The 19,806-nt window shown below is 66.3% G+C and carries 18 protein-coding genes; 11 read left to right on the forward strand and 7 right to left on the reverse strand.

Going from position 1 to position 19,806, the window contains the following annotated elements; genetic code table 11:
- Positions 1 to 12: 12 nt before the first annotated feature.
- A complete protein-coding gene (gene chpT / locus ACFOOL_RS03195) occupies positions 13 to 693 on the reverse strand; it encodes a histidine phosphotransferase ChpT (protein ID WP_380094800.1) in 681 nt (226 codons plus the stop codon).
- 82 nt (positions 694 to 775) lie between these two features.
- On the reverse strand, positions 776 to 1,243 hold the full coding sequence (locus ACFOOL_RS03200) for a YHS domain-containing (seleno)protein (RefSeq protein WP_380094802.1): 468 nt from the start codon (positions 1,241 to 1,243) through the stop codon (positions 776 to 778).
- A gap of 127 nt (positions 1,244 to 1,370) precedes the next feature.
- Between ACFOOL_RS03200 and ACFOOL_RS03205 the strand changes: the two genes are divergently transcribed.
- Both ACFOOL_RS03205 and ACFOOL_RS03210 read left to right on the forward strand, forming a co-directional pair.
- Positions 1,371 to 1,940 carry a DUF1134 domain-containing protein gene (locus ACFOOL_RS03205; RefSeq protein ID WP_380094804.1) on the forward strand — a complete coding sequence of 190 codons (570 nt, stop codon included), beginning with the start codon at positions 1,371 to 1,373 and terminating at the stop codon, positions 1,938 to 1,940.
- 182 nt (positions 1,941 to 2,122) lie between these two features.
- Positions 2,123 to 3,070, forward strand: coding sequence for a hypothetical protein (locus ACFOOL_RS03210; RefSeq protein WP_380094805.1), 948 nt, complete (start codon positions 2,123 to 2,125; stop codon positions 3,068 to 3,070).
- Between the two features lie 15 nt (positions 3,071 to 3,085).
- Here ACFOOL_RS03210 and ACFOOL_RS03215 read toward each other — a convergent pair whose 3' ends face one another.
- The gene (locus ACFOOL_RS03215; protein WP_380094807.1) at positions 3,086 to 3,433 is read right to left on the reverse strand and encodes a hypothetical protein; all 348 of its coding nucleotides are present in this window, start codon (positions 3,431 to 3,433) and stop codon (positions 3,086 to 3,088) included.
- On the opposite strand from ACFOOL_RS03215, the gene ACFOOL_RS03220 reads away from it, so the two are divergent.
- The 6 genes from ACFOOL_RS03220 (at position 3,432) to denD (ending at position 11,215) form a co-directional block, all read left to right on the forward strand.
- On the forward strand, positions 3,432 to 4,460 hold the full coding sequence (locus ACFOOL_RS03220; RefSeq protein ID WP_380094809.1) for an RluA family pseudouridine synthase: 1,029 nt from the start codon (positions 3,432 to 3,434) through the stop codon (positions 4,458 to 4,460). The two genes, ACFOOL_RS03215 and ACFOOL_RS03220, sit on opposite strands and share 2 nt — an antisense overlap.
- A 227-nt stretch (positions 4,461 to 4,687) precedes the next feature.
- Positions 4,688 to 5,557 carry an RNA polymerase sigma factor RpoH gene (gene rpoH, locus ACFOOL_RS03225; RefSeq protein WP_380094810.1) on the forward strand — a complete coding sequence of 290 codons (870 nt, stop codon included), beginning with the start codon at positions 4,688 to 4,690 and terminating at the stop codon, positions 5,555 to 5,557.
- A gap of 224 nt (positions 5,558 to 5,781) precedes the next feature.
- On the forward strand, positions 5,782 to 7,713 hold the full coding sequence (gene ftsH, locus ACFOOL_RS03230; RefSeq protein ID WP_380094811.1) for an ATP-dependent zinc metalloprotease FtsH: 1,932 nt from the start codon (positions 5,782 to 5,784) through the stop codon (positions 7,711 to 7,713).
- A gap of 140 nt (positions 7,714 to 7,853) precedes the next feature.
- Complete coding sequence (gene glmM, locus ACFOOL_RS03235) at positions 7,854 to 9,197, forward strand: phosphoglucosamine mutase (RefSeq protein ID WP_380094813.1); 1,344 nt, start codon at positions 7,854 to 7,856, stop codon at positions 9,195 to 9,197.
- A 160-nt stretch (positions 9,198 to 9,357) separates the two neighbouring features.
- Entirely contained in the window at positions 9,358 to 10,086 is a 729-nt protein-coding gene (locus tag ACFOOL_RS03240; protein WP_380094815.1) for a hypothetical protein, read from the forward strand.
- A 142-nt stretch (positions 10,087 to 10,228) separates the two neighbouring features.
- A complete protein-coding gene (denD, locus tag ACFOOL_RS03245) occupies positions 10,229 to 11,215 on the forward strand; it encodes a D-erythronate dehydrogenase (RefSeq protein WP_380094816.1) in 987 nt (328 codons plus the stop codon).
- 95 nt (positions 11,216 to 11,310) lie between these two features.
- On the opposite strand, the gene ACFOOL_RS03250 is transcribed toward denD, so the two are convergent.
- The 4 genes from ACFOOL_RS03250 to ACFOOL_RS03265 are packed head-to-tail and all read right to left on the reverse strand — an operon-like array spanning position 11,311 to position 15,064.
- The gene (locus ACFOOL_RS03250; RefSeq protein WP_380094817.1) at positions 11,311 to 12,039 is read right to left on the reverse strand and encodes an ABC transporter ATP-binding protein; all 729 of its coding nucleotides are present in this window, start codon (positions 12,037 to 12,039) and stop codon (positions 11,311 to 11,313) included.
- Complete coding sequence (locus tag ACFOOL_RS03255) at positions 12,018 to 12,767, reverse strand: ABC transporter permease (RefSeq protein ID WP_380094818.1); 750 nt, start codon at positions 12,765 to 12,767, stop codon at positions 12,018 to 12,020. Before ACFOOL_RS03255 ends, ACFOOL_RS03250 begins: the two co-directional genes overlap by 22 nt.
- A 5-nt stretch (positions 12,768 to 12,772) precedes the next feature.
- Complete coding sequence (locus ACFOOL_RS03260; protein ID WP_380094820.1) at positions 12,773 to 13,753, reverse strand: ABC transporter substrate-binding protein; 981 nt, start codon at positions 13,751 to 13,753, stop codon at positions 12,773 to 12,775.
- 9 nt (positions 13,754 to 13,762) lie between these two features.
- Positions 13,763 to 15,064, reverse strand: a complete 1,302-nt coding sequence (locus ACFOOL_RS03265; protein WP_380094821.1) for a PQQ-dependent sugar dehydrogenase — start codon at positions 15,062 to 15,064, stop codon at positions 13,763 to 13,765.
- A gap of 210 nt (positions 15,065 to 15,274) precedes the next feature.
- On the opposite strand from ACFOOL_RS03265, the gene ACFOOL_RS03270 reads away from it, so the two are divergent.
- The 3 genes from ACFOOL_RS03270 (at position 15,275) to ACFOOL_RS03280 (ending at position 19,768) form a co-directional block, all read left to right on the forward strand.
- Entirely contained in the window at positions 15,275 to 16,456 is a 1,182-nt protein-coding gene (locus ACFOOL_RS03270; RefSeq protein WP_380094823.1) for a phosphoserine transaminase, read from the forward strand.
- Positions 16,457 to 16,605: 149 nt separating this feature from the next.
- Positions 16,606 to 18,189: a phosphoglycerate dehydrogenase gene (gene serA, locus ACFOOL_RS03275; RefSeq protein ID WP_380094825.1), complete on the forward strand. Its 1,584-nt coding sequence runs from the start codon at positions 16,606 to 16,608 to the stop codon at positions 18,187 to 18,189.
- 289 nt (positions 18,190 to 18,478) lie between these two features.
- Entirely contained in the window at positions 18,479 to 19,768 is a 1,290-nt protein-coding gene (locus ACFOOL_RS03280; protein ID WP_380094826.1) for an adenylosuccinate synthase, read from the forward strand.
- Positions 19,769 to 19,806 lie beyond the last annotated feature (38 nt).

Here is a 19,806-nt window from a genome sequence, read left to right on the forward strand (position 1 = left end):
CGCCGGAGCCGCCTATTCGGCGGCCTGCATCCGCGCCGCGGGCACGGCGTTGAAGAAGAAGACGTCGTTCTCCAGCCCGATGGACAGCTCCATGTCGGTCATGCGCGCCAAAAGCCCGGTATAGAAGGGCTGGATGCCCCGGGCATCGACGAAGCCCTCCTCCGGCTCGCCCGAAAGCAGCCCCGCCGAACCGGAAGGAACCAGCGTCTTCTGCCGCTTCTCGGGATCGCTCCGCGAGGTGAACTCGAACTTCTCCTCCCCGGCCGCACCCGAGATCGAGGCGGTGACCACGCCGCCCCGGGGCACCGAGCCTGCGGCGATCAGCAGCATGTTCATGAACAGCTTGGCCTTGTGCTTGGGCAGGAGGATTAGCGGCACGTTCCATTCCAGATCCGCCTTTTCGATCTCGAACAACACCCGCGCCACCCGCTCGCATTCGCGCGTGTCGATATCGGTGCCGGAGGTCGAGGAGGCGCCATAGGCCAGCCGCGCGAACTCGAGCTTGGCCCGGCTCTGCTTGGCGGCGCTGGCGATGAGGTCGCGCGCGCCCTCGGCCATCTCCGACTGCGTCGGATCGGTGAGCACTTCGAGCCCGTTGCCGATCGCGCCGATGGGATTGATCAGGTCATGGCAGACCCGGGAGCACAGCATGGCGGCGAGGTCCGTCGCCTTGAGCTCGATGATGTCGGCCATGTCATGTCCTCCTTGCGGCATCGATGGACGGGAAACAGATGAGAATCAGTAATGGGACGATAAAGCCCGCAAGGCGCATCTGCTACCGCATCGAGAGCGTTTTGGACAGAAGCTGCCACTGTTCGGCGCCCCGGATCGCCGCCGCGTCGGGCGCCAGGAGGAAGGCTTCGCGGTTGGAGGCGGAATAAAACAGGTAGAGCCGCCGCTTGAAGACCGCATAGATCAGCGGATCGGCATCGGAAACGAAGCCCCGCGCCATGCTCATGGCGCCGTGCCCGCCATATTGGGGCGCATAGATTTCCGGATGGCGCCGGAAGACTTCGAGATTGGCAGCATTGGCGAACAGCCAGGGCGCGCCCATCCAGGCGAATTCGAACTCGGCCCTGCCCGGCAAGGGCGCCGCCTCGGTGAAATAGGAGACCGGGTCCATGCCGCCCATGGCCAGCCCAGTCAGCGGATCGGTCTGCACGTAACCGGCCAGCGACTGGGCCGCGCTTTGCCCGACCATGGCCGGAAAGGGCCAAAAAAGCGGCAGAACAAGGGCGATCATGGTTAAGATTTGTTTACAGGTTTGCGTCATGATCGGCCCAAAGGATCGGCATTCATCGCGCCCCAGTCTAGCGCCGGAGACCTTAAGGCCTTCGTAACCGCCCGCCATCCGCAACGGGAGACCCGCCATGTTCACGCGCCTCGTTCAGCTCGCCGCCCTGCTGGTGGCCTTCGCCCTGCCCGCCGGACCGGCCCTGGCGCAGGGGTCGCTGAGCGACACTTTTTCGGGCGAGGAACTGATCGAGAGCGGCCAGGAATTCTTCGGCTCCGCCGCCCAGGGCCTGGCCTCGGTGGTCGAGCGGGCGGTAAGCCAGTTCGGCCTGCCCAACGGCTATGTGCTGGGCGAGGAAGCGGGCGGGGCCATCTTCATCGGCGCCAAATATGGCGAGGGCACGCTCTATACGCGCAATGCCGGCCAGTATTCGGTCTATTGGCAGGGCCCCAGCATCGGCTTCGACATCGGCGGGGACGGCTCCAAGGTGATGATGCTGGTCTACAACCTGTCCACGATCCAGGACATTCTGGGCCGCTATCCGGGCGTCGACGGCTCGGCCTATGTCATCGGCGGCGTCGGCATGACCGTGGTGAAGCGTGGAAACGTGGTCGTCGTGCCCATCCGCTCGGGCGTCGGGGCCCGGCTGGGCATCAATGTGGGCTATCTGCACTTCACCAACCAGCCCACCTGGAACCCGTTCTGACCCGGCCGCACCGATCAATTCGACCAGAGCCGGGGCCCGCAGCGCCGGCTTTGTCGTGACGGGCACCGGCAAAGCCGTTAGGGTTAAGGGGCCGCGAGGATGGCGCCCGCGCCGCTTTGCTGCCAGATAACGCCTGACGCCCTCTGCCCGGATGGCGTCCGGCCGCGCCGGAGACACGCTCGATGCTGATCGAGAACACCATGTATTTCGCGCTGGGCCTGCTGGTGGCGGGGCTGGTGGCGCTGGTCATCCTGCCGGCGGTGTGGAAGCGCGCCGTACGCCTGACCAAGCGCCGCATCGAGGCGGCCACCCCCATCACCATGGCCGAGTTCCGCGCCGACAAGGACCAGTTGCGCGCCGAGTTCGCCCTGTCCACCCGGCGGCTGGAGATGACCATCGAGACGCTGCGCCGGCGCCTCGCCGAACAGTCGAGCGACGCCAACCAGCAGCGCGTGGACCTGGGCGCATTGAGGGTCGAGCGGGAAAGCCACCAGCAGGTGGTGCAGGAACTGGAAAGCCGCGAGGCGGCGCTGCGGGCCCGTGTCCTCGAGTTGGAAAAGGAGGGCGCCGATCTCGCCCAGCGCCTGCGGATGCGCGAGCGGGACCTGGAAACCCTTCGCGGCGAAATCGAGGTGCCGCCGCCGTCCGGCACCGACCCGCGCCGGCAGGCCGAACCCGAGGATCTGGTGACGGCCGAGGCGCGCATCGCCAGCGCCGAGGACTCGCTCAACGCCCTTCTGGCCGAAACCGAGAATATCGGGGAGCAGAGCGGGAGCCGCCCCGTGCAATTGCTGGCCGACAAGCTCTCCATGGAGGAAGAGCTCGAAACGCTGCGCACCAAGGTGGGCGAGGTCGAGGCCACGATCCTGGCCAACTGGGAAAGCGAGCGCTTCGAAGAGGCCGAATTGCGCGAAAAGCTCAACGACATCGCCGCCGGGGTCAGCCGGCTGGTCTATGCCGTGCACGACGACGCCCCCATCGCGGCGCTGCCCGAGGAGAGCCTGTTCGACCGGGTGCAGCGTTTCGCCGATGACGGGGAAGGCGAGGACATGCTGCCCAGCCCCGCCACCGCCCATCGCGGCTCGGTCTCGGACCGGCTGGCGGCGCTGCGGGAAATCCAGGAACGGTAAGCGTCCGGTCCCGCGCTATTCCGCCCCGATCTGTACGCTGCGGATCAACGCGCCGCTGCCGGCATCGAAGACGTCGAGCAGGACGGCGCCCCCGGCGCGATAGGTGACCTGAACCGCGCCGTCGAGCGTCAGGGCGGAGACCACTTCGGCACCGGCCGGGACGCTCACCGCGGCGGCGAGGTCCGGCGGAGGGGCATCCCGCATCGCCCGATAGACAAGCGCAAAGCCAATCGCCATAAAGCCCAGCAGCAGGATGCCGATGGAAATACCGAAGGACCGGCGCGCTCTCGCCAGCACGTCCCGTGCTTCCGGCGACAATTCGGCATCGGGGATTTCCGGCTGGTCGGGTTCAGGATTGTTCATGGCGGATGACACCGATTTCGAGTTCGAGGGCGAGCCCGTCAGGGTTGCGGTCGATGGCGACAGCGTGGGCAGCCGCCTCGACGCCGCTCTGGCCCGGGCGCACGATGCCCTCAGCCGCAACCGCATCAAGGATCTGATCCTGGCCGGAGCCGTCACCATTGACGGCCGGCCCGTGAACGAACCCAAATACCGGCTGAAGGCCGGCGAGACAATCGTGCTTGTCGCCCCGCCTCCCGAAGAGGCCGATCCGCAGCCCGAGGACATCCCGCTCGCCATCCTTTACGAGGACGAGCAACTGATCGTCCTCGACAAGCCGGCCGGCATGGTGGTGCACCCCGCCCCCGGCTCGCCCTCGGGCACGCTGGTCAATGCGCTGCTCTTTCACTGCGGCGACAGCCTCAAGGGCATTGGCGGGGTGAAGCGCCCAGGCATCGTCCACCGGCTCGATAAGGACACCTCCGGCGTCATGGTGGTGGCCAAGACCGAGACGGCGCACCGGCGCCTGGCCGCGCAGTTCGCCGATCATGGCCGCACCGGCCCCCTGCACCGGGCCTATACCGCCTTCGCCTGGGGCGCCGTGCAATCGGCCGCCGGCACGATCGAGGCGCCGCTGGGACGCGACCCGGGCAATCGCCTCAAGCAGGCGGTGCTGCGCCAGGGCCGCGAGGCGATCACCCATTACGCGGTCGAGGCCCGCTATGGCGGCGACGGCTGGGACATCACCCGGGTGCAATGCCGGCTGGAAACCGGCCGCACCCACCAGATCCGCGTCCACATGGTCCATATCGGCCACCCTCTCGTCGCCGACGCGCTCTATGCCTCCGGCTACGCCACCAAGATCAACAAGCTCCCCGAAACCGTCGCCGAAAGGGTGCTGGCCCTGGGGCGGCAGGCGCTGCATGCGTCCGAATTGGGCTTTGAGCATCCCGAAACGGGGGAGGAAATGTTTTTCGAAACCCCCCTGCCCGCCGATCTCGAGGCGCTGCAGGATATCCTCGAGGAATACGACCGCGCCCGGCCCCGCTGAGGTCTCACGCCAACGTGTTTGAACTTTTCCGCCTTTTATCGTATTATGACGATGAATGATGGCGAACGGGCCGGTTTCTGTCCGAATTGTAATGCTTTGCCGGGCTTCGGCCCCTTAAAATCGCCAAACTGCAACCTATATTGAACTCACATCCGTCTTTGCGCCGTTACGGGCGAAGGCGGGCCTTCCGCCCGCGAAGCGGGGGACAAGAAAAGGGGGTGCGTAAAATGGCCCAATCCAATTTGCCGGTTCTCTCGTCCGAAGGGGGTCTCAGCCGCTATCTGCAGGAAATCCGCAAGTTTCCGATGCTGGAGGCCAACGAGGAATACATGCTGGCCAAGCGCTATAAGGAACATGACGATCCTGGCGCGGCCCACAGACTCATCACCAGCCATCTGCGGCTCGTGGCCAAGATCGCCATGGGCTATCGCGGCTATGGCCTGCCCATTTCGGAAGTCATCTCCGAGGGCAATGTCGGCCTGATGCACGCGGTCAAGCGCTTCGAGCCCGAAAAGGGCTTTCGCCTCGCCACCTACGCCATGTGGTGGATCCGCGCCGCCATCCAGGAATATGTGCTGCGCTCCTGGAGCCTGGTCAAGATCGGCACCACCGCCGCGCAGAAGCGCCTGTTCTTCAACCTCAGAAAGGTGAAGGGACAGATCGCCGCGCTCGACGACGGCTCGCTGCATCCCGACCAGATCAAGCAGATCGCCACGACCCTCAACGTCTCCGAAGACGACGTCGTGCAGATGAATTCGCGGCTTTCGGGCGACGCTTCCCTCAACGCGCCCATGCGCGCCGACGAGGGCGCCTCCGAATGGCAGGACTGGCTGGTGGACGACACGCCCGACGCCGAGACCGTGCTGGGCGAAAACGAGGAATTCAACGAGCGCATGCAGATGCTCAACCGCGCCATGGACGTGCTCAACGAGCGCGAGCGCGCCATCTTCCAGGCACGGCGCCTCAAGGACAATCCGCTGACGCTGGAGGAACTGGCCCAGCAATACGCGGTCAGCCGCGAGCGCATTCGCCAGATCGAGGTCCGCGCCTTCGAAAAGGTCCAGGAAGCCGTCCGCGAGGCGGCGGGCGCCGAATAAGCCCTGCCTTCTATGACCCCAATGCCCCCAGGCCCTGCGGCCGGGGGCATTTTTATTCGCCGCCCCGCTTTGTCGTGACCGCCCATTAACCCCATCGCGACAATATGACTGGACGGGCCGCGCGGAACAGCACAGGTCTTGCCCTTGTAACGCCCCATTGCCGGCCTTACATTCGGCCAATTGCCGACGCCGCGCGCGTGCCGGCCCCTCCGGGACAGGATTTGATGAACGGAAACTTCCGCAACTTCGCCATCTGGCTGGTCATTCTCTTCATGCTGATGGGCCTGTTCCAGGTCTTCCAGTCGTCGACGCGCTCCATCTCCATCGCCGAGAAGAGCTACAGCCAGTTCGTCACCGACATCCAGTCAGGCCGGGTTTCCAGCGTCACCATCACCGACAATGTCGTCTCGGGCCTGCTCAGCGACGGCAGCCGGTTCGAAACCGTGCTGCCCGCCGGCGCCGACGTCATCACCCGGCTCGAAGACCACGATGTGAGCATCACCGCCCGCGCCCAGGAATCGAGCCCGTTCTGGTCCATCCTGCTCTCGAGCTGGCTGCCCTTCATCGTCATCATCGGCGTGTGGTTCTTCTTCATCCGCCAGATGCAGGGCGGCGGGCGCGGCGGCGCCATGGGCTTTGGCAAGTCGCGCGCCAAGCTGCTCACCGAAACCCAGGGCAAGGTGACCTTCGAGGACGTCGCCGGCGTCGACGAGGCCAAGCAGGACCTCGAGGAGATCGTCGAATTCCTGCGCGATCCCGGAAAATTCCAGCGCCTGGGCGGCCGCATTCCGCGCGGCGTGCTGCTGGTGGGTCCGCCCGGCACCGGCAAGACCCTCCTGGCGCGCTCGGTCGCCGGCGAGGCCAATGTGCCCTTCTTCACCATTTCCGGCTCGGATTTCGTGGAAATGTTCGTCGGCGTCGGCGCCAGCCGCGTCCGCGACATGTTCGAGCAGGCCAAGAAGAACGCGCCCTGCATCATCTTCATCGACGAGATCGACGCGGTCGGCCGCCAGCGCGGCGCCGGCCTCGGCGGCGGCAATGACGAGCGCGAGCAGACGCTGAACCAGTTGCTGGTGGAGATGGACGGGTTCGAGGCCAATGAGGGCATCATCCTCATCGCCGCCACCAACCGCCCCGACGTGCTCGACCCGGCCCTGCTGCGTCCCGGCCGCTTCGACCGCCAGGTCGTGGTGCCCAATCCGGACGTCGCCGGGCGCGAAAAGGTCCTGAAAGTGCACGTCCGCAAGGTGCCGCTGGCGCCGGACGTGGACCTGAAGGTCCTGGCCCGCGGCACGCCCGGCTTTTCCGGCGCGGACCTGATGAACCTCGTCAACGAGGCCGCCCTGATGGCGGCACGGCGCAACAAGCGCTTCGTCACCCATCAGGAATTCGAGGATGCCAAGGACAAGATCATGATGGGCGCCGAGCGCCGCACCATGGCCATGACCGACGACGAGAAGAAGCTGACCGCCTATCACGAGGCCGGCCACGCCATCATCGCCCTCAAGGTCGCCGGCATCGATCCGATCCACAAGGCCACCATCATCCCGCGCGGCCGCGCCCTGGGCATGGTGATGACCCTGCCCGAGAACGATTCCTATTCCTTCAGCCGCGAAAAGGCGCTGGCGCGCCTGACCATGCTGTTCGGCGGGCGCGAGGCCGAGATCATCAAGTTCGGCCCCGAAAAGGTGACCAGCGGCGCCTCGGGCGATATCCAGATGGCGACCAATCTCGCCCGCTCCATGGTGATGGAATGGGGCATGAGCGAGCGGCTGGGGCGCGTGCGCTACAAGTCCAACGACCAGGAAGTGTTCCTGGGCCACTCGGTCACCCAGTCCCAGCACATGTCGGACGAAACCGCCAAGCTGATCGACGAGGAAGTGCGCAAGCTGATCGAGGAAGGCGAGGCCTCGGCCCGCCATGTCCTGACCACCTATCAGGATCAGTGGGAAGCCGTCGCCCAGGCGCTGCTCGAATATGAAACCCTGACCGGCGACGAATTGCGCGCCCTGATGGACGGCAAGCAGCCGGTGCGTCCCGACGATAGCGGCCCGGCGGCGCCCAAGGCCTCCGGCGTGCCGGCGGCGGGCCGGCCGAGCCGGAAGCGCCCCGACGCGCCGCCCGAGCCCGGCATGGAACCGCAGCCCGAGAGCTGAGCGCCGAAAGGTCCCGGCGGATCAGGGCGATCAAAATTAAGGGTCACCGCAAGGTGGCCCTTTCGTCTTCGACGGCACTCCGCTATTGCGCTGGTAAAGTGATATCCTTGCAACCAACCGGTGAATCGGGGGGACGAGACATGGCCCGCAAATATTTCGGCACCGACGGCATCCGCGGCCTGGCCAATGGCGACAAGCTGACCCCCGATCTCGCGCTGCGGGTCGGCATGGCGGCGGGGACCAAATTCGTGCGCGGCGACCATCGCAACCGCGTGGTGATCGGCAAGGACACGCGGCGCTCGGGCTACATGATCGAGCAGGCCCTGACCGCGGGCTTCACCGCCGTGGGCATGGACGTCTACCTGCTCGGTCCCATGCCCACCCCCGCGGTGGCCATGCTGACGCGCTCGCTGCGCGCCGATCTGGGGGTGATGATCTCGGCCTCGCACAATCCCTACGACGACAACGGCATCAAGCTCTTCCGTCCCGACGGCTACAAGCTTTCCGACGAGATCGAGCTGGAGATCGAGCGGCTGATCGACGCCGACATGACCGCCTATCTGGCCCGGGGCCGCGACATCGGCCGCGCCCATCGGGACGAGGAGGCGCGCACCCGCTATATCGAATATGCCAAGCGCACCCTACCCCGGAACATCGACCTGACCGGCCTGCGCGTCGTGCTCGACTGCGCCAATGGCGCCGCCTACAAGGTGGCCCCCATCGCCTTGTGGGAACTGGGCGCCGAGGTCTTCGCCATCGGCGTCGAGCCGAACGGCTTCAACATCAACTACAAGGTGGGCTCCACCGCGCCCGAAGCCGTCGCCGCCAAGGTCAAGGAAGTGCGCGCCGATATCGGCATCGCGCTCGACGGCGACGCCGACCGCGTCATCATCATCGACGAGAAGGGCAATGTGGTCGATGGCGACCAGCTCATGGCGGTGATCGCCGAAAGCTGGCTGGAGCGCCAGATGCTGCTGGGGGGCGGCATCGTCGCCACCGTCATGTCCAATCTCGGCCTCGAACGGCACCTCATGGGCCTGGGCCTGACGCTGGAGCGCACCCAGGTCGGCGACCGCTATGTGCTCGAGGCCATGCGCGCCAAGGGCTTCAATGTCGGCGGCGAGCAATCGGGCCACATCATCCTCTCTGATTTCACCACCACCGGCGACGGGCTGGTGGCGGCGCTGCAATTGCTGGCGGTGCTCAAGCAGAAGGGCGTTCCGGTCTCGGACATCTGCTCGCGCTTCGTAAAAGTGCCGCAGCTTTTGCGCAGCGTGCGGTTCCGCTCCGGCAAGCCGCTCGAACACAAGCAGGTCATCCAGGCCATCGCCGACGGACAGGCCATGCTGGGCGAGACCGGCCGGCTGGTGGTGCGCGCCTCCGGCACCGAGCCGGTGATCCGCGTCATGGGCGAAGCCGACGATGCCGGGCTGGTGGAAAAGGTGGTCGGCCAGGTCGAGGCGGCAATCAGGGAAGTCGCCTGAAAGACCTTTCACGAGCAGACGGCCCTATGAACGGCAACAATTCGGTAATCATTTCCGTTGGCATAGTATTAGGGTTAAATTTTTAGGTTAAGCCGGCTTTAAGAGGTTTGCCGGATATTGAGTGCGATCGACTGGTCTCGTGGAACCAAAGGAAGCACTCATGCGCAAGCTGACCGCCGCGCTCATGGTGGCAGGAGCCGCCGCAATCGCATGCCCGGCCCTTGCGGCCGACCTGCCCTATTACCCGCCGGTAATCGATATCCCCGACGTGGACTATGGCTATGCCGGCTCGTTCTACCTGCGCGGCAGCGCCGGGCTGAACCTGCTCTGGGCCAAGAGGGTCAACCATCCCGACGCCACCCCCACCACGTTCGACATCGATGGGTTCGGCTATGGCTATTCGGTCGGCGCCGGCGCGGGCTTCGAGACCGGGACCGGCCTGCGTGTCGATGCCACGCTCGACTATCTGGCCAATGAGGGAATGCGCGCCACCATCGCCGATAGCTCAAACACGCTGAGTCCCGGCGTTCACAAACTCTCGCTGCGCTCCACCGTCCTGCTCGCCAACGCCTATTACGATTTCGGCTTCGGGGACGGCTATGGCGCCGCCGGCGGCGCGTTCGGCTATGTCGGCGCCGGTGCCGGCGTGGCCTTCAACGACGTCATCAGCAGCGGCTCGGTCGCGCCCGACATCCGCGGCCATAACACCAGCTTCGCCGCCGCCGGCATGGCCGGCCTGGGCTATGATTTCGGACAGGTGGTCGCCGATCTGGGCTATCGCGCGCTCTATATCAACAGAATCGAGAACAACGCGGCTCCCCATCCCTATTCCATCGACAATAATTGGGTGCATGAAGTCCGCGGTACGGTACGATACCGCTTCAACTAGAATCGCCGGCCATTCCGGGGTTCCGGGGCGGGCCGCAGCATAGGCCGTTTTATCGAGGGCCGGTGTCCGTCGGGCGCCGGCCCTGCCACGCCGGACCGGTGCGGCACCGATCGAGGCGAACGGCACGGGGAGATTGCCAGACATGCATATTCTGATCATCGGCGCGGCGGGCATGGTCGGCCGCAAGCTCGTCAACGCGCTCATCGCCGAGGGCCGGCTGGGCGGGACCGACATCACCGCCCTGACCCTGTCCGACATCGTGGCGCCGGAAAAGCCGCACACCGCGATTCCGGTCGAAGCCATCGCCACCGACCTGTCCGCTCCCGGCGCCGCCGAGACGCTGATCGCCGCCCGGCCCGATCTCATCTTCCATCTCGCCGCGATCGTTTCGGGGGAAGCCGAGGCCGATTTCGACAAGGGCTATCGCATCAATCTCGACGGCACCCGCCTGCTGCTGGAAGCCATCCGGCAGGAAGGCCTGCGCCAGCCCTATCGCCCGCGTCTCGTCTTCAGCTCCTCCATCGCCGTCTTCGGGGAGCCCTTGCCGCCGGTCATCCCCGACGATCAGGCCCATACGCCGCTCACCAGCTACGGCACCCAGAAGGCGATCGGCGAATTGCTGCTGGCCGATTATTCCCGCCGCGGCTTTCTCGACGGCATCGGCATCCGCCTGCCCACCATCGTGGTGCGCCCGGGCAAGCCCAACAAGGCCGCGTCCGGCTTCTTTTCCGGCATCATCCGCGAGCCGCTGGCCGGCCTGGAAGCGGTGCTGCCGGTCGACGACAGCGTGCGGCACTGGTTCGCCAGCCCGCGCGCCGCGATCGGCTTCCTGCTGCATGCCGCAACGCTCGACACCGCGCCCCTCGGACAGCGCCGCACGCTGACCATGCCCGGCCTCTCGGCGACGGTGGGCGAGCAGATCGCCGCGCTCGAAAAGCTGGCCGGCCCCCGCGCCGTCTCCCTCATCCGCCGCGAGCGCGACGAGACCATCGCCGCCATCGTTGCCGGCTGGCCGCAGAATTTCGACGCCGGCCGCGCCATCGCCCTCGGCTTTCGCGCCGAAACCGATTTCGAGCAGATCATCCGCGCCCATATGGAGGACGAACGGGGCCAGGGAGGCGGCGCCTAGAGGCTTTCAGGTTTTGACGGAAGCGGCGACCAGCGCCCCTTCCCCTTGAGGGGAGGGGAGAAAAGGCACCGATTCCGCCTGACAAGCAAAGGCGCCTAGCCCGTCTTCGCCGCCAGTGCTTCCAGCTCAAGGCGATAGACGGCGATCTCCGCCTCGCTGCGCGACCGGCGGGGCCGCTCGAGGGGGATATCCGCCACGACCCGTGCCGGGCGGCCCGCCAGCAGCACGGCCCGGTCGGCGAGGCGCGCCGCGTCCTCGGCGGCGTGGGAGACGATGAGGGCGGTGGGGCCGCCGGTATCGAGCAGGCCTAGCAACAATTGATGCATCTCCCGCACCAGCGCCGGATCGAGCGACACGAATGGCTCGTCGAGCAGCAGCAGGCGCGGATTGGCGGCAAGGGCGCGGGCGAGCGCGGCACGGCGCTGCATGCCGCCGGACAGGCGATGGGGGAAGTCATCCTGCCGACCCGCCAGCCCCACCGACGCCAACAGGCGGTCAGTGGCCTCTACGCCGAGCGCCGGATCGGCAAGGCGCAGATTCCCGCCAACGGTCAGCCAGGGCAAGAGCCGGGGGTCCTGAAAGACGAAGCCGGGCGCCGGCGCCAGTGCCGCATCGCGCCCGTCCACGACGATGCGGCCGCTGAAATCGGTATCGATCCCCGCGACCAGCCGCAACAATGTCGACTTGCCCACACCCGACGGTCCCAACACCGCCACCGTGCTGCCCGGGGCGATATCGAGCCGCAGGCCGGAAAACAGCGGCACGCTGCCGGAGGGGAAGGTTTTTTCCGCGATCGCGACGCTCAGGCCCGGTCCGCGCGCCATGCCAGCACCCTCCTCTCGGCCGGAAGCAGCACGCCATATTCGCAGGCCAGCACCACGAGGATGAAGCTCGCCGTATAGGCGATGATGCCGGTGACGTCGAAAAACTGGAACATGACCCCGACCCGGTAGCCCACCCCGCCATCGCTGCCCAGCACCTCGAAGACCAGCACGATCTTCCAGATCAGCGACAATCCGGTGCGCGCCGCCGCCAGCACGAAGGGCATGAGCTGGGGAACCGCGACCAGGCGCAGCCGGCGCCGGAAGGGCAGCCGCAGCGCCCGCGCCAATTCGTCATAATCGGGCGACAGGCTGCGCACCCCCTCACGGATGGTGACGATGACCAGCGGCACCTTGTTGACCACCACGGCGACGATCAGCGCCAGATCGGTCAATCCCAGCCAGATATAAAGGACGATGGCGACGATGATCGCCGGCAGGTTGAGCCCCACGACCAGCCAGGCCGAGAACAGCCGGTCCGCCCAGGCGGTGCGGCCCAGAACGATGCCCAGCGCAATGCCCAGGCCCATGGCGAGGACGAAGGCCGCGCCGGCGCGCAGCAGCGTCTTGGCCAGATCGGCCAGCAGCCGCCCCTCGCTGGCCAGGAGCCAGATTTCCTGCGTCACCGCGACGGGAGTGGGAAAGAGGCGATGGGAAAAGATCATCGCCAGCGCCTGCCACAGAAGCAGCAGCAGCGGCAGCGACAGCGCCTCCAGGACCTGCCGGCGCATCCTCACTACCTGGCATAGCCGGCCCAGAACGTGCCCGGGGCAAGCTGGGTCTGGTCGGCCACCAAATCGCTGCCGCCGAACCGGGCGAGCAGCGCGAAACTCTGTTCGGCGGCATGCTGGTCCGCCGGATCGTAATGCGCCACGATCCCGGCGCGATAATCGTCGCGCAACTGCGCGAACAGCGCCGGATCGTCCGCCGCGCCCATCAGCGGGGCGAGGCCCTCCCATGCCGCATCGTCGGCCAGCAGCACCGCCTTGGTGTCGAAGGAGGCGTCGAGAAAGGCCCCAAGGGCTTCACCCCTTGCCTCGGCCGTCGCCTCGGTAAAGGTCCAGCCCAGAAGCGGCGGCGGCTCGGCGACGCCCAGGGCCGCCAGCATCTCGGCCACGGAGATCAGCTCGACCATGCCTTCGGCCTTGGCGCGCGCGTTCCAGTGCCAGAAATTCAGCCCCGCATCGATGCTGCCGGCGCCCAGGAGTTCGTTGATCAGCGGCGGCGCCCCGAAGCGGGCGCCGGCATCCTCGGCCAGTGCGGCGCCAGTGAGGCTGTTGTAATAGGCCTGCAGGATCACCCAGCTCTTGTCCGCCGGGCCCCCGGCGACGCCGATCGTGCGGCCCTTGAGGTCCGGGACGGCTCCGATAGCGCTGTCCGCGGGTACGATCAGGCCGCCCACGGCCAGGGAATGGGGCACCATGGCCACTTCGGTGCCCTTGCCGCGCTGCACCGAGACCCAGGTGAAATCGGACAGGATCACGTCGACGGCGCCCGATTGCAGCGCGATCTGGCCGGCACGGCTGTCCGCCAGCGGGCGGATCTGCAACTCGATGCCGTGCTTCTCATCGAGCCCCAGCGCCTGCAGCGCCTCGATCTCCCACAGCACCGTGCCGCTTTCCTGGAGCCCCAGAACCAGTATTTCGCGCGCCTGGGCGGAAACGGCCGTCGCCGCCAGCGCCAGGCCGAGGGCCAGGATCGGGCCGAACCTGTTCATGTCCCGCTCCTAGGCGCCGGTGACGCGCCAGATGACATCGCCCACATCGTCCGCCATCAGCACCGCCCCGTCTCCGGCCAGCGTCACGCCCACGGGCCGGCCATAGGAATGCTTCTCGTCCGGCGAGAGGAAGTCGGTGAGAATGTCGCGCGGCATGCCCACGGGCTTGCCGTTCCGGAACTCGACGAAGGTAAGCTTGTAGCCCGAGAGCTTCGAGCGGTTCCACGAGCCGTGCTGGCCGATGGCCATGCCGGCGGGAAAGCCCGGCAGCGTACCCTCGGGCAGCCAGCAAAGGCCCAGCGACGCCGTATGGCCGCCCAGCGCGTAATCGGGCTGCTTGGCCGAGGCCACCTTGGCCGCATCCTGCGGCACCCGGTCGTCCACCACCCGGTCCCAATAGCAATAGGGCCAGCCATAAAAGCCGCCATCGACCACGGAGGTGAGGTAGTCGGGCGGCGTTTCGTCGCCCAGCCCGTCGCGTTCGTTCACCACCGTCCAGAGCAGCCCCCCTTCGGGCTCCCAGGCCATGCCGACCGGATTGCGCAGGCCGCCGGCAAAAACACGCGACTTTCCCGTCGTGAGGTCGAGTTCGTGGATGCATGCGCGGTCCTCTTCTGCCTCCATGCCCTGATCGCCGATATTGCTCAGCGAGCCCACCGCGACATAGAGCCTGGTCCCATCATGGCTGGCGATGAGATTGCGCGTCCAGTGGCCGCCCGCCTTCATGCTCATCAGCTTCTTCCCCGGCGCGGTGATCCTTGTGGCGCCGGTTTCGTAGGGATAGGCCAGAACCGCATCGCTGGCGCCGACATAGAGCGTGTCGCCCAGCAGCACCATGCCATAGGGCTGGCGCACCCCTTCGATGAAGGCATGGCGCTCCTCGGCCACGCCATCGCCATCGGCATCGCGCAGAAGCGTCACCCGGTTGGCGCTCCGGCCCGAGGCCCGGGCCCGCTTCATGGTCGCCTGCATGGCATGGTCGAACAACGACCGGGGACTGCCCGATTCGCCCATGGATTCGGCCACCAGCACGTCGCCATTGGGCAGGACGAGCATGTTGCGCGGGTGGTGCAGGTCGCGCGCGAAGGCATTGACCTTGAGGCCGGCCGCCGGCGTCGGGCGGTGATCACCCTCCCAGCCCCGGGCCGTGGGCATTTTCAGCGTCGGAATGCTGCCCTGCGGCTTGGGATCGGGAATGGCGGGCGCCGTGCCGAAGGCGGGCTGGCGCGGGCCGTCCCCGGAATGGCGGATGGCGACGGCGACACCGCCGACAAGAGCAACGAAGCGGGCAAACAAGGAGCTTTCGGCCATGGTCGTCTCGAAATAGCGGGAAGGCGGAAGAAGAAAGCCCACACGCTAATGTGTTTGGGCGCCGAGGACCAGACCGGGAGGGAGGGAAAATCGCCCCGCCGGGCATTCGCCGAATCTTTCCATTGACGCGCGACCATCGACGGGAGTATTCCCCGCCTCAGGACATCTCGCCCTAACGCGAGACGCATAGGCCTGGGAGGGCCGCTTGATATGGCTGAAACGCCCCAAACCGCACCGGCGGTCAAACCGGCTAATCCCAATTTTTCGTCGGGTCCATGTGCCAAGCGTCCAGGCTGGACGCCCGAGGTGCTTGCCGGCGCGCTGACCGGCCGCTCGCATCGCTCCAAGCCGGCAAAGGCCCGCATCCAGGAAGCCATCGACCTGACGCGCGAACTGCTCCAAGTGCCGGCGGACTATCGCATCGGCATCGTGCCCGCCTCCGATACCGGCGCGGTGGAAATGTTCCTGTGGAGCGCGCTGGGCGCCCGCGGCGTCGACATGCTGGCCTGGGAAAGCTTCGGCGCCGGCTGGGTCACCGATGTGACCAAGCAGCTCAAGCTCGACGACGTGCGCGTGCTCGATGCGCCCTATGGGCAATTGCCCGATCTGGCGCAGGTCGATTTCACCCGCGACGTGGTCTTCACCTGGAACGGCACCACCTCGGGCGTGCGCGTGCCCGATGCGGACTGGATCCCGGCCGACCGCGAAGGGCTGACCATTTGCGACGCCACCTCGGCCGCCTTCGCCCAGAAGCTCGATTTCGCCAAGCTCGACGTGGTCACCTTCTCCTGGCAGAAGGCGCTGGGCGGGGAAGCCGCGCATGGCATCCTCATTCTCTCGCCCCGCGCCGTCGAGCGGCTCGAGACCTACAAGCCCGACCGTCCGCTGCCGAAGATCTTCCGCATGACCAAGGGCGGCAAGCTGATTGAAGGCATCTTCAAGGCCGAGCCCATCAACACCGTCTCCATGCTGTGCATCGAGGACGCCATCGACGCCATGCAATGGGGTCTGCGGATCGGCGGGCTCCAGGCCATGCAGGCCCGCGCCGACGCCAATTTCAAGGTGCTGGCCGACTGGGTGGACAAGACCGACTGGATCGATTTCCTCGCCGGAAATGCCGATCAGCGGTCCAATACCTCGGTCTGCCTCTCCATCGTCGATCCGGCGATCACGGCCCTGGACGACGACGCGCAGGCCGCCTTCGCCAAGGCCATCGTCAGCCGCCTCGACAAATTGGGCGTCGGCTACGATTTCGGCTCCTACAAGGATGCTCCGGCCGGGCTGCGCATCTGGGCCGGCTGCACGGTGGAAGCCTCCGACCTGGCCGCGCTGACCCCGTGGCTCGACTGGGCCTTCGCCGAGGAAAAGGCCCAGCTCAAGGCCGCCGCCTAGATTCGTAGAGCTCACGGTCCCACACGCCATTTGAAACCGTCATTGCCCGGCTTGGCCGGGCAATCCATGGACCACCCGGACAAGCCGGGTGGTGACGGCAAGCCAAAGCGCAGGTGAGGACCAGACACCGCAAATTCAGGGGATACCCAATGCCCAAGGTTCTCGTTTCCGACAAACTCAGCCCCACCGCCGTGCAGGTCTTCAAGGACAATGGCGTGGAGGTCGACTACCTGCCCGATCTGGGCAAGGACAAGGACAAGCTGTTCGAGGTCATCGGCCAATATGACGGCCTGGCCATCCGTTCGGCCACCAAGGTGACCGAGAAGATCCTGTCCGCCGCCACCAATCTCAAGGTCATCGGCCGCGCCGGCATCGGCGTCGACAATGTCGATATCCCGGCCGCGACCAAGAAGGGCATCATCGTGATGAACACGCCCTTCGGCAATTCCATCACCACCGCCGAGCACGCCATCGCCATGATGATGGCCCTGGCCCGGCAATTGCCCGAGGCCGACGCCTCCACCCGCGCCTCGAAATGGGAAAAGAACCGCTTCATGGGGGTCGAGGTCACCAACAAGGTGCTGGGCCTGATCGGAGCGGGCAATATCGGCTCGATCGTCGCCGACCGCGCCCAGGGGCTCAAGATGAAGGTGATCGCCTACGATCCCTTCCTCACCCCAGAACGCGCCCAGACGCTCGGCATCGAGAAGGTGGATCTCGACGACCTGCTCGCCCGCGCCGATTTCATCACCCTGCACACGCCGCTGATCGACGCTACCCGCAACATCCTCAACAAGGAGACGCTGGCCAGGACGAAAAAGGGCGTACGCATCATCAACTGCGCCCGCGGCGGACTGATCGACGAGGAGGCGCTTTACGAGGCGCTGAAATCCGGACAGGTGGCGGGTGCGGCGCTCGACGTGTTCCTCACCGAACCGGCGCAGGACAACCCGCTGTTCGAGTTGCCCAATGTCATCTGCACGCCGCATCTGGGCGCCTCGACCAGCGAGGCGCAGGAGAACGTGGCGCTGCAGGTGGCCGAGCAGATTTCGGCCTATCTGATGACCGGCGAGATCACCAACGCCCTCAACTTCCCCTCCATCTCGGCCGAGGAAGCCCCGATCATCACCCCCTGGGTGAAGCTGGCCGAGGCGCTCGGCTCCTTTGCCGGCCAGCTCACCGAGACCGCCATCAAGGGCATCCGGATCGAATTCGAGGGCACGCCCGCCGGCCTCAATATCCGGCCGATGGTCGCCGCCGCGATCAACGGGGTGCTCAAGCCTTCGCTGGGCGACGTCAACATGGTCTCGGCGCCCCAGATCGCCAAGGATCGCGGCATCGCCGTCGAGACCACGACGCGCGACCGGCAGGGCGCCTATGAGGGCTATATCCGCCTGACCGTGACCACCGAGCGGCAGACAAGAGGCCTTGCCGGAACGCTCTTCGCCAATGGCAAGCCGCGCATCATCCAGGTCAAGGATATCAACCTTGAGGCGGAGCTGACCCCCTCCATGCTCTATGTGACCAATGAGGACAAGCCCGGCCATATCGGGCGCCTCGGCACCATTCTGGGCACGCTGGGCATCAACATCGCCAATTTCAACCTGGGCCGCGCCGAGGTGGGAGGCGACGCCATCGCGCTGGTCTCGATCGACGGCACGCTGACCGAGACCCAACTGGCCGAGATCGTCTCGCTGGAGGGCGTCAAGCAGGCCAAGGCCCTGCATTTCTGACGCCGGCGCGAATACGCTGACACGGGCGGCCTCCGGGCCGCCTGTCCCGTCTCCGGCGGCATCGGCGAGGCGGAGCCGGCAAGGACGACGCTCCCGGCCCTGAAGATTTGTCGTCGACAAGCGCGTTTTGCCGCGTTTTTGCCTTGCCTGCGGCTTTGTCATCCTTGCCGGCGTGATGTAAGGACAATCGGACCTGACCTGTTGTCCGGCCGCATCCTACCGGCGATGCGACGGAGAGCGGCTGTTTTCGTGTGCGGTTCGTGCACGCCATCTTGGGGAAGATTGAACTATGGCGAATGTGGTTGTCGTCGGCTCGCAATGGGGCGACGAGGGCAAGGGCAAGATCGTGGACTGGCTGAGCGAACGCGCCGACGTGGTGGTGCGGTTCCATGGCGGCCACAATGCCGGCCATACCCTGGTCATCGACGGGGTCAGCTACAAGCTGTCGCTGCTGCCTTCCGGCCTCGTCCAGGGCAAGCTATCGGTCATCGGCAATGGCGTGGTGGTGGATCCGCACCATTTCGTCGCCGAGATGGAAAAGCTGCGCGGCCAGGGCGTGACCATCACCCCCGAGGTGCTGCGCGTCGCCGACAACGCCCCGCTGATCCTGTCGCTGCATCGCGAGCTCGACGCCATTCGCGAGGACGCCAATTCCGGCCTCAAGATCGGCACCACCCGCCGCGGCATCGGCCCGGCCTATGAGGACAAGGTGGGCCGCCGCGCCATCCGGCTGGTCGACCTGTCCGAGCCCGATACGCTCATTCCCAAGATCGAGCGGCTGCTGACGCATCACAACGCGCTGCGGCGCGGCATGGGCCTGGCCGAGATCGCCGTCGAAACCATCCATCAGGAGCTTACTTCGATCGCGGACCAGATCCTGCCCTTCATGGACCAGGTGTGGCGCGTGCTCGAGGACAAGCGCCGCCAGGGCGCGCGCATCCTGTTCGAGGGCGCCCAGGGCGCGCTGCTGGACAACGATCACGGCACCTATCCCTTCGTTACCTCCTCCAACACCGTGGCCGGCCAGGCGGCGGCGGGCTCGGGCCTCGGCCCCACCGCCATCGGCTACGTTCTGGGCATCACCAAGGCCTATACCACCCGCGTGGGCGAAGGCCCCTTTCCCTGCGAGCTCGATGACGAGATCGGCCATCATCTGGCGACGGTGGGCCGCGAGGTGGGCGTCAATACCGGGCGGCCGCGCCGCTGCGGCTGGTTCGACGCCGTGCTGGTGCGCCAGACCGTCAAGACCTCCGGCATCACCGGCATCGCGCTCACCAAGCTCGACGTGCTCGACGGGCTGAAGGAGATCAAGGTCTGCGTGGGCTACGAGCTCGACGGTTCACGGATTGATTATTTGCCTGCCTCAATGGGGGCACAGGCGCGGGTTAAGCCCATCTACGAAACTCTGGAAGGCTGGTCGGAGACCACCGCCGGCGCCCGGAGCTGGGCCGAATTGCCAGCGCAGGCGGTCAAATATGTCCGTCATATCGAAGAACTGATCGGCGCTCCGGTCGCTCTTTTGTCCACCAGCCCCGAGCGGGCCGACACCATCCTGGTCGTTGACCCGTTCCAAGACTGATAAATTTTGTTACAAGACGGCGCTGCAAGAGTGAGTAC

The sequence above is a fragment of the Devosia honganensis genome (genome assembly GCF_042648785.1).
Lineage (GTDB): Bacteria > Pseudomonadota > Alphaproteobacteria > Rhizobiales > Devosiaceae > Devosia > Devosia honganensis.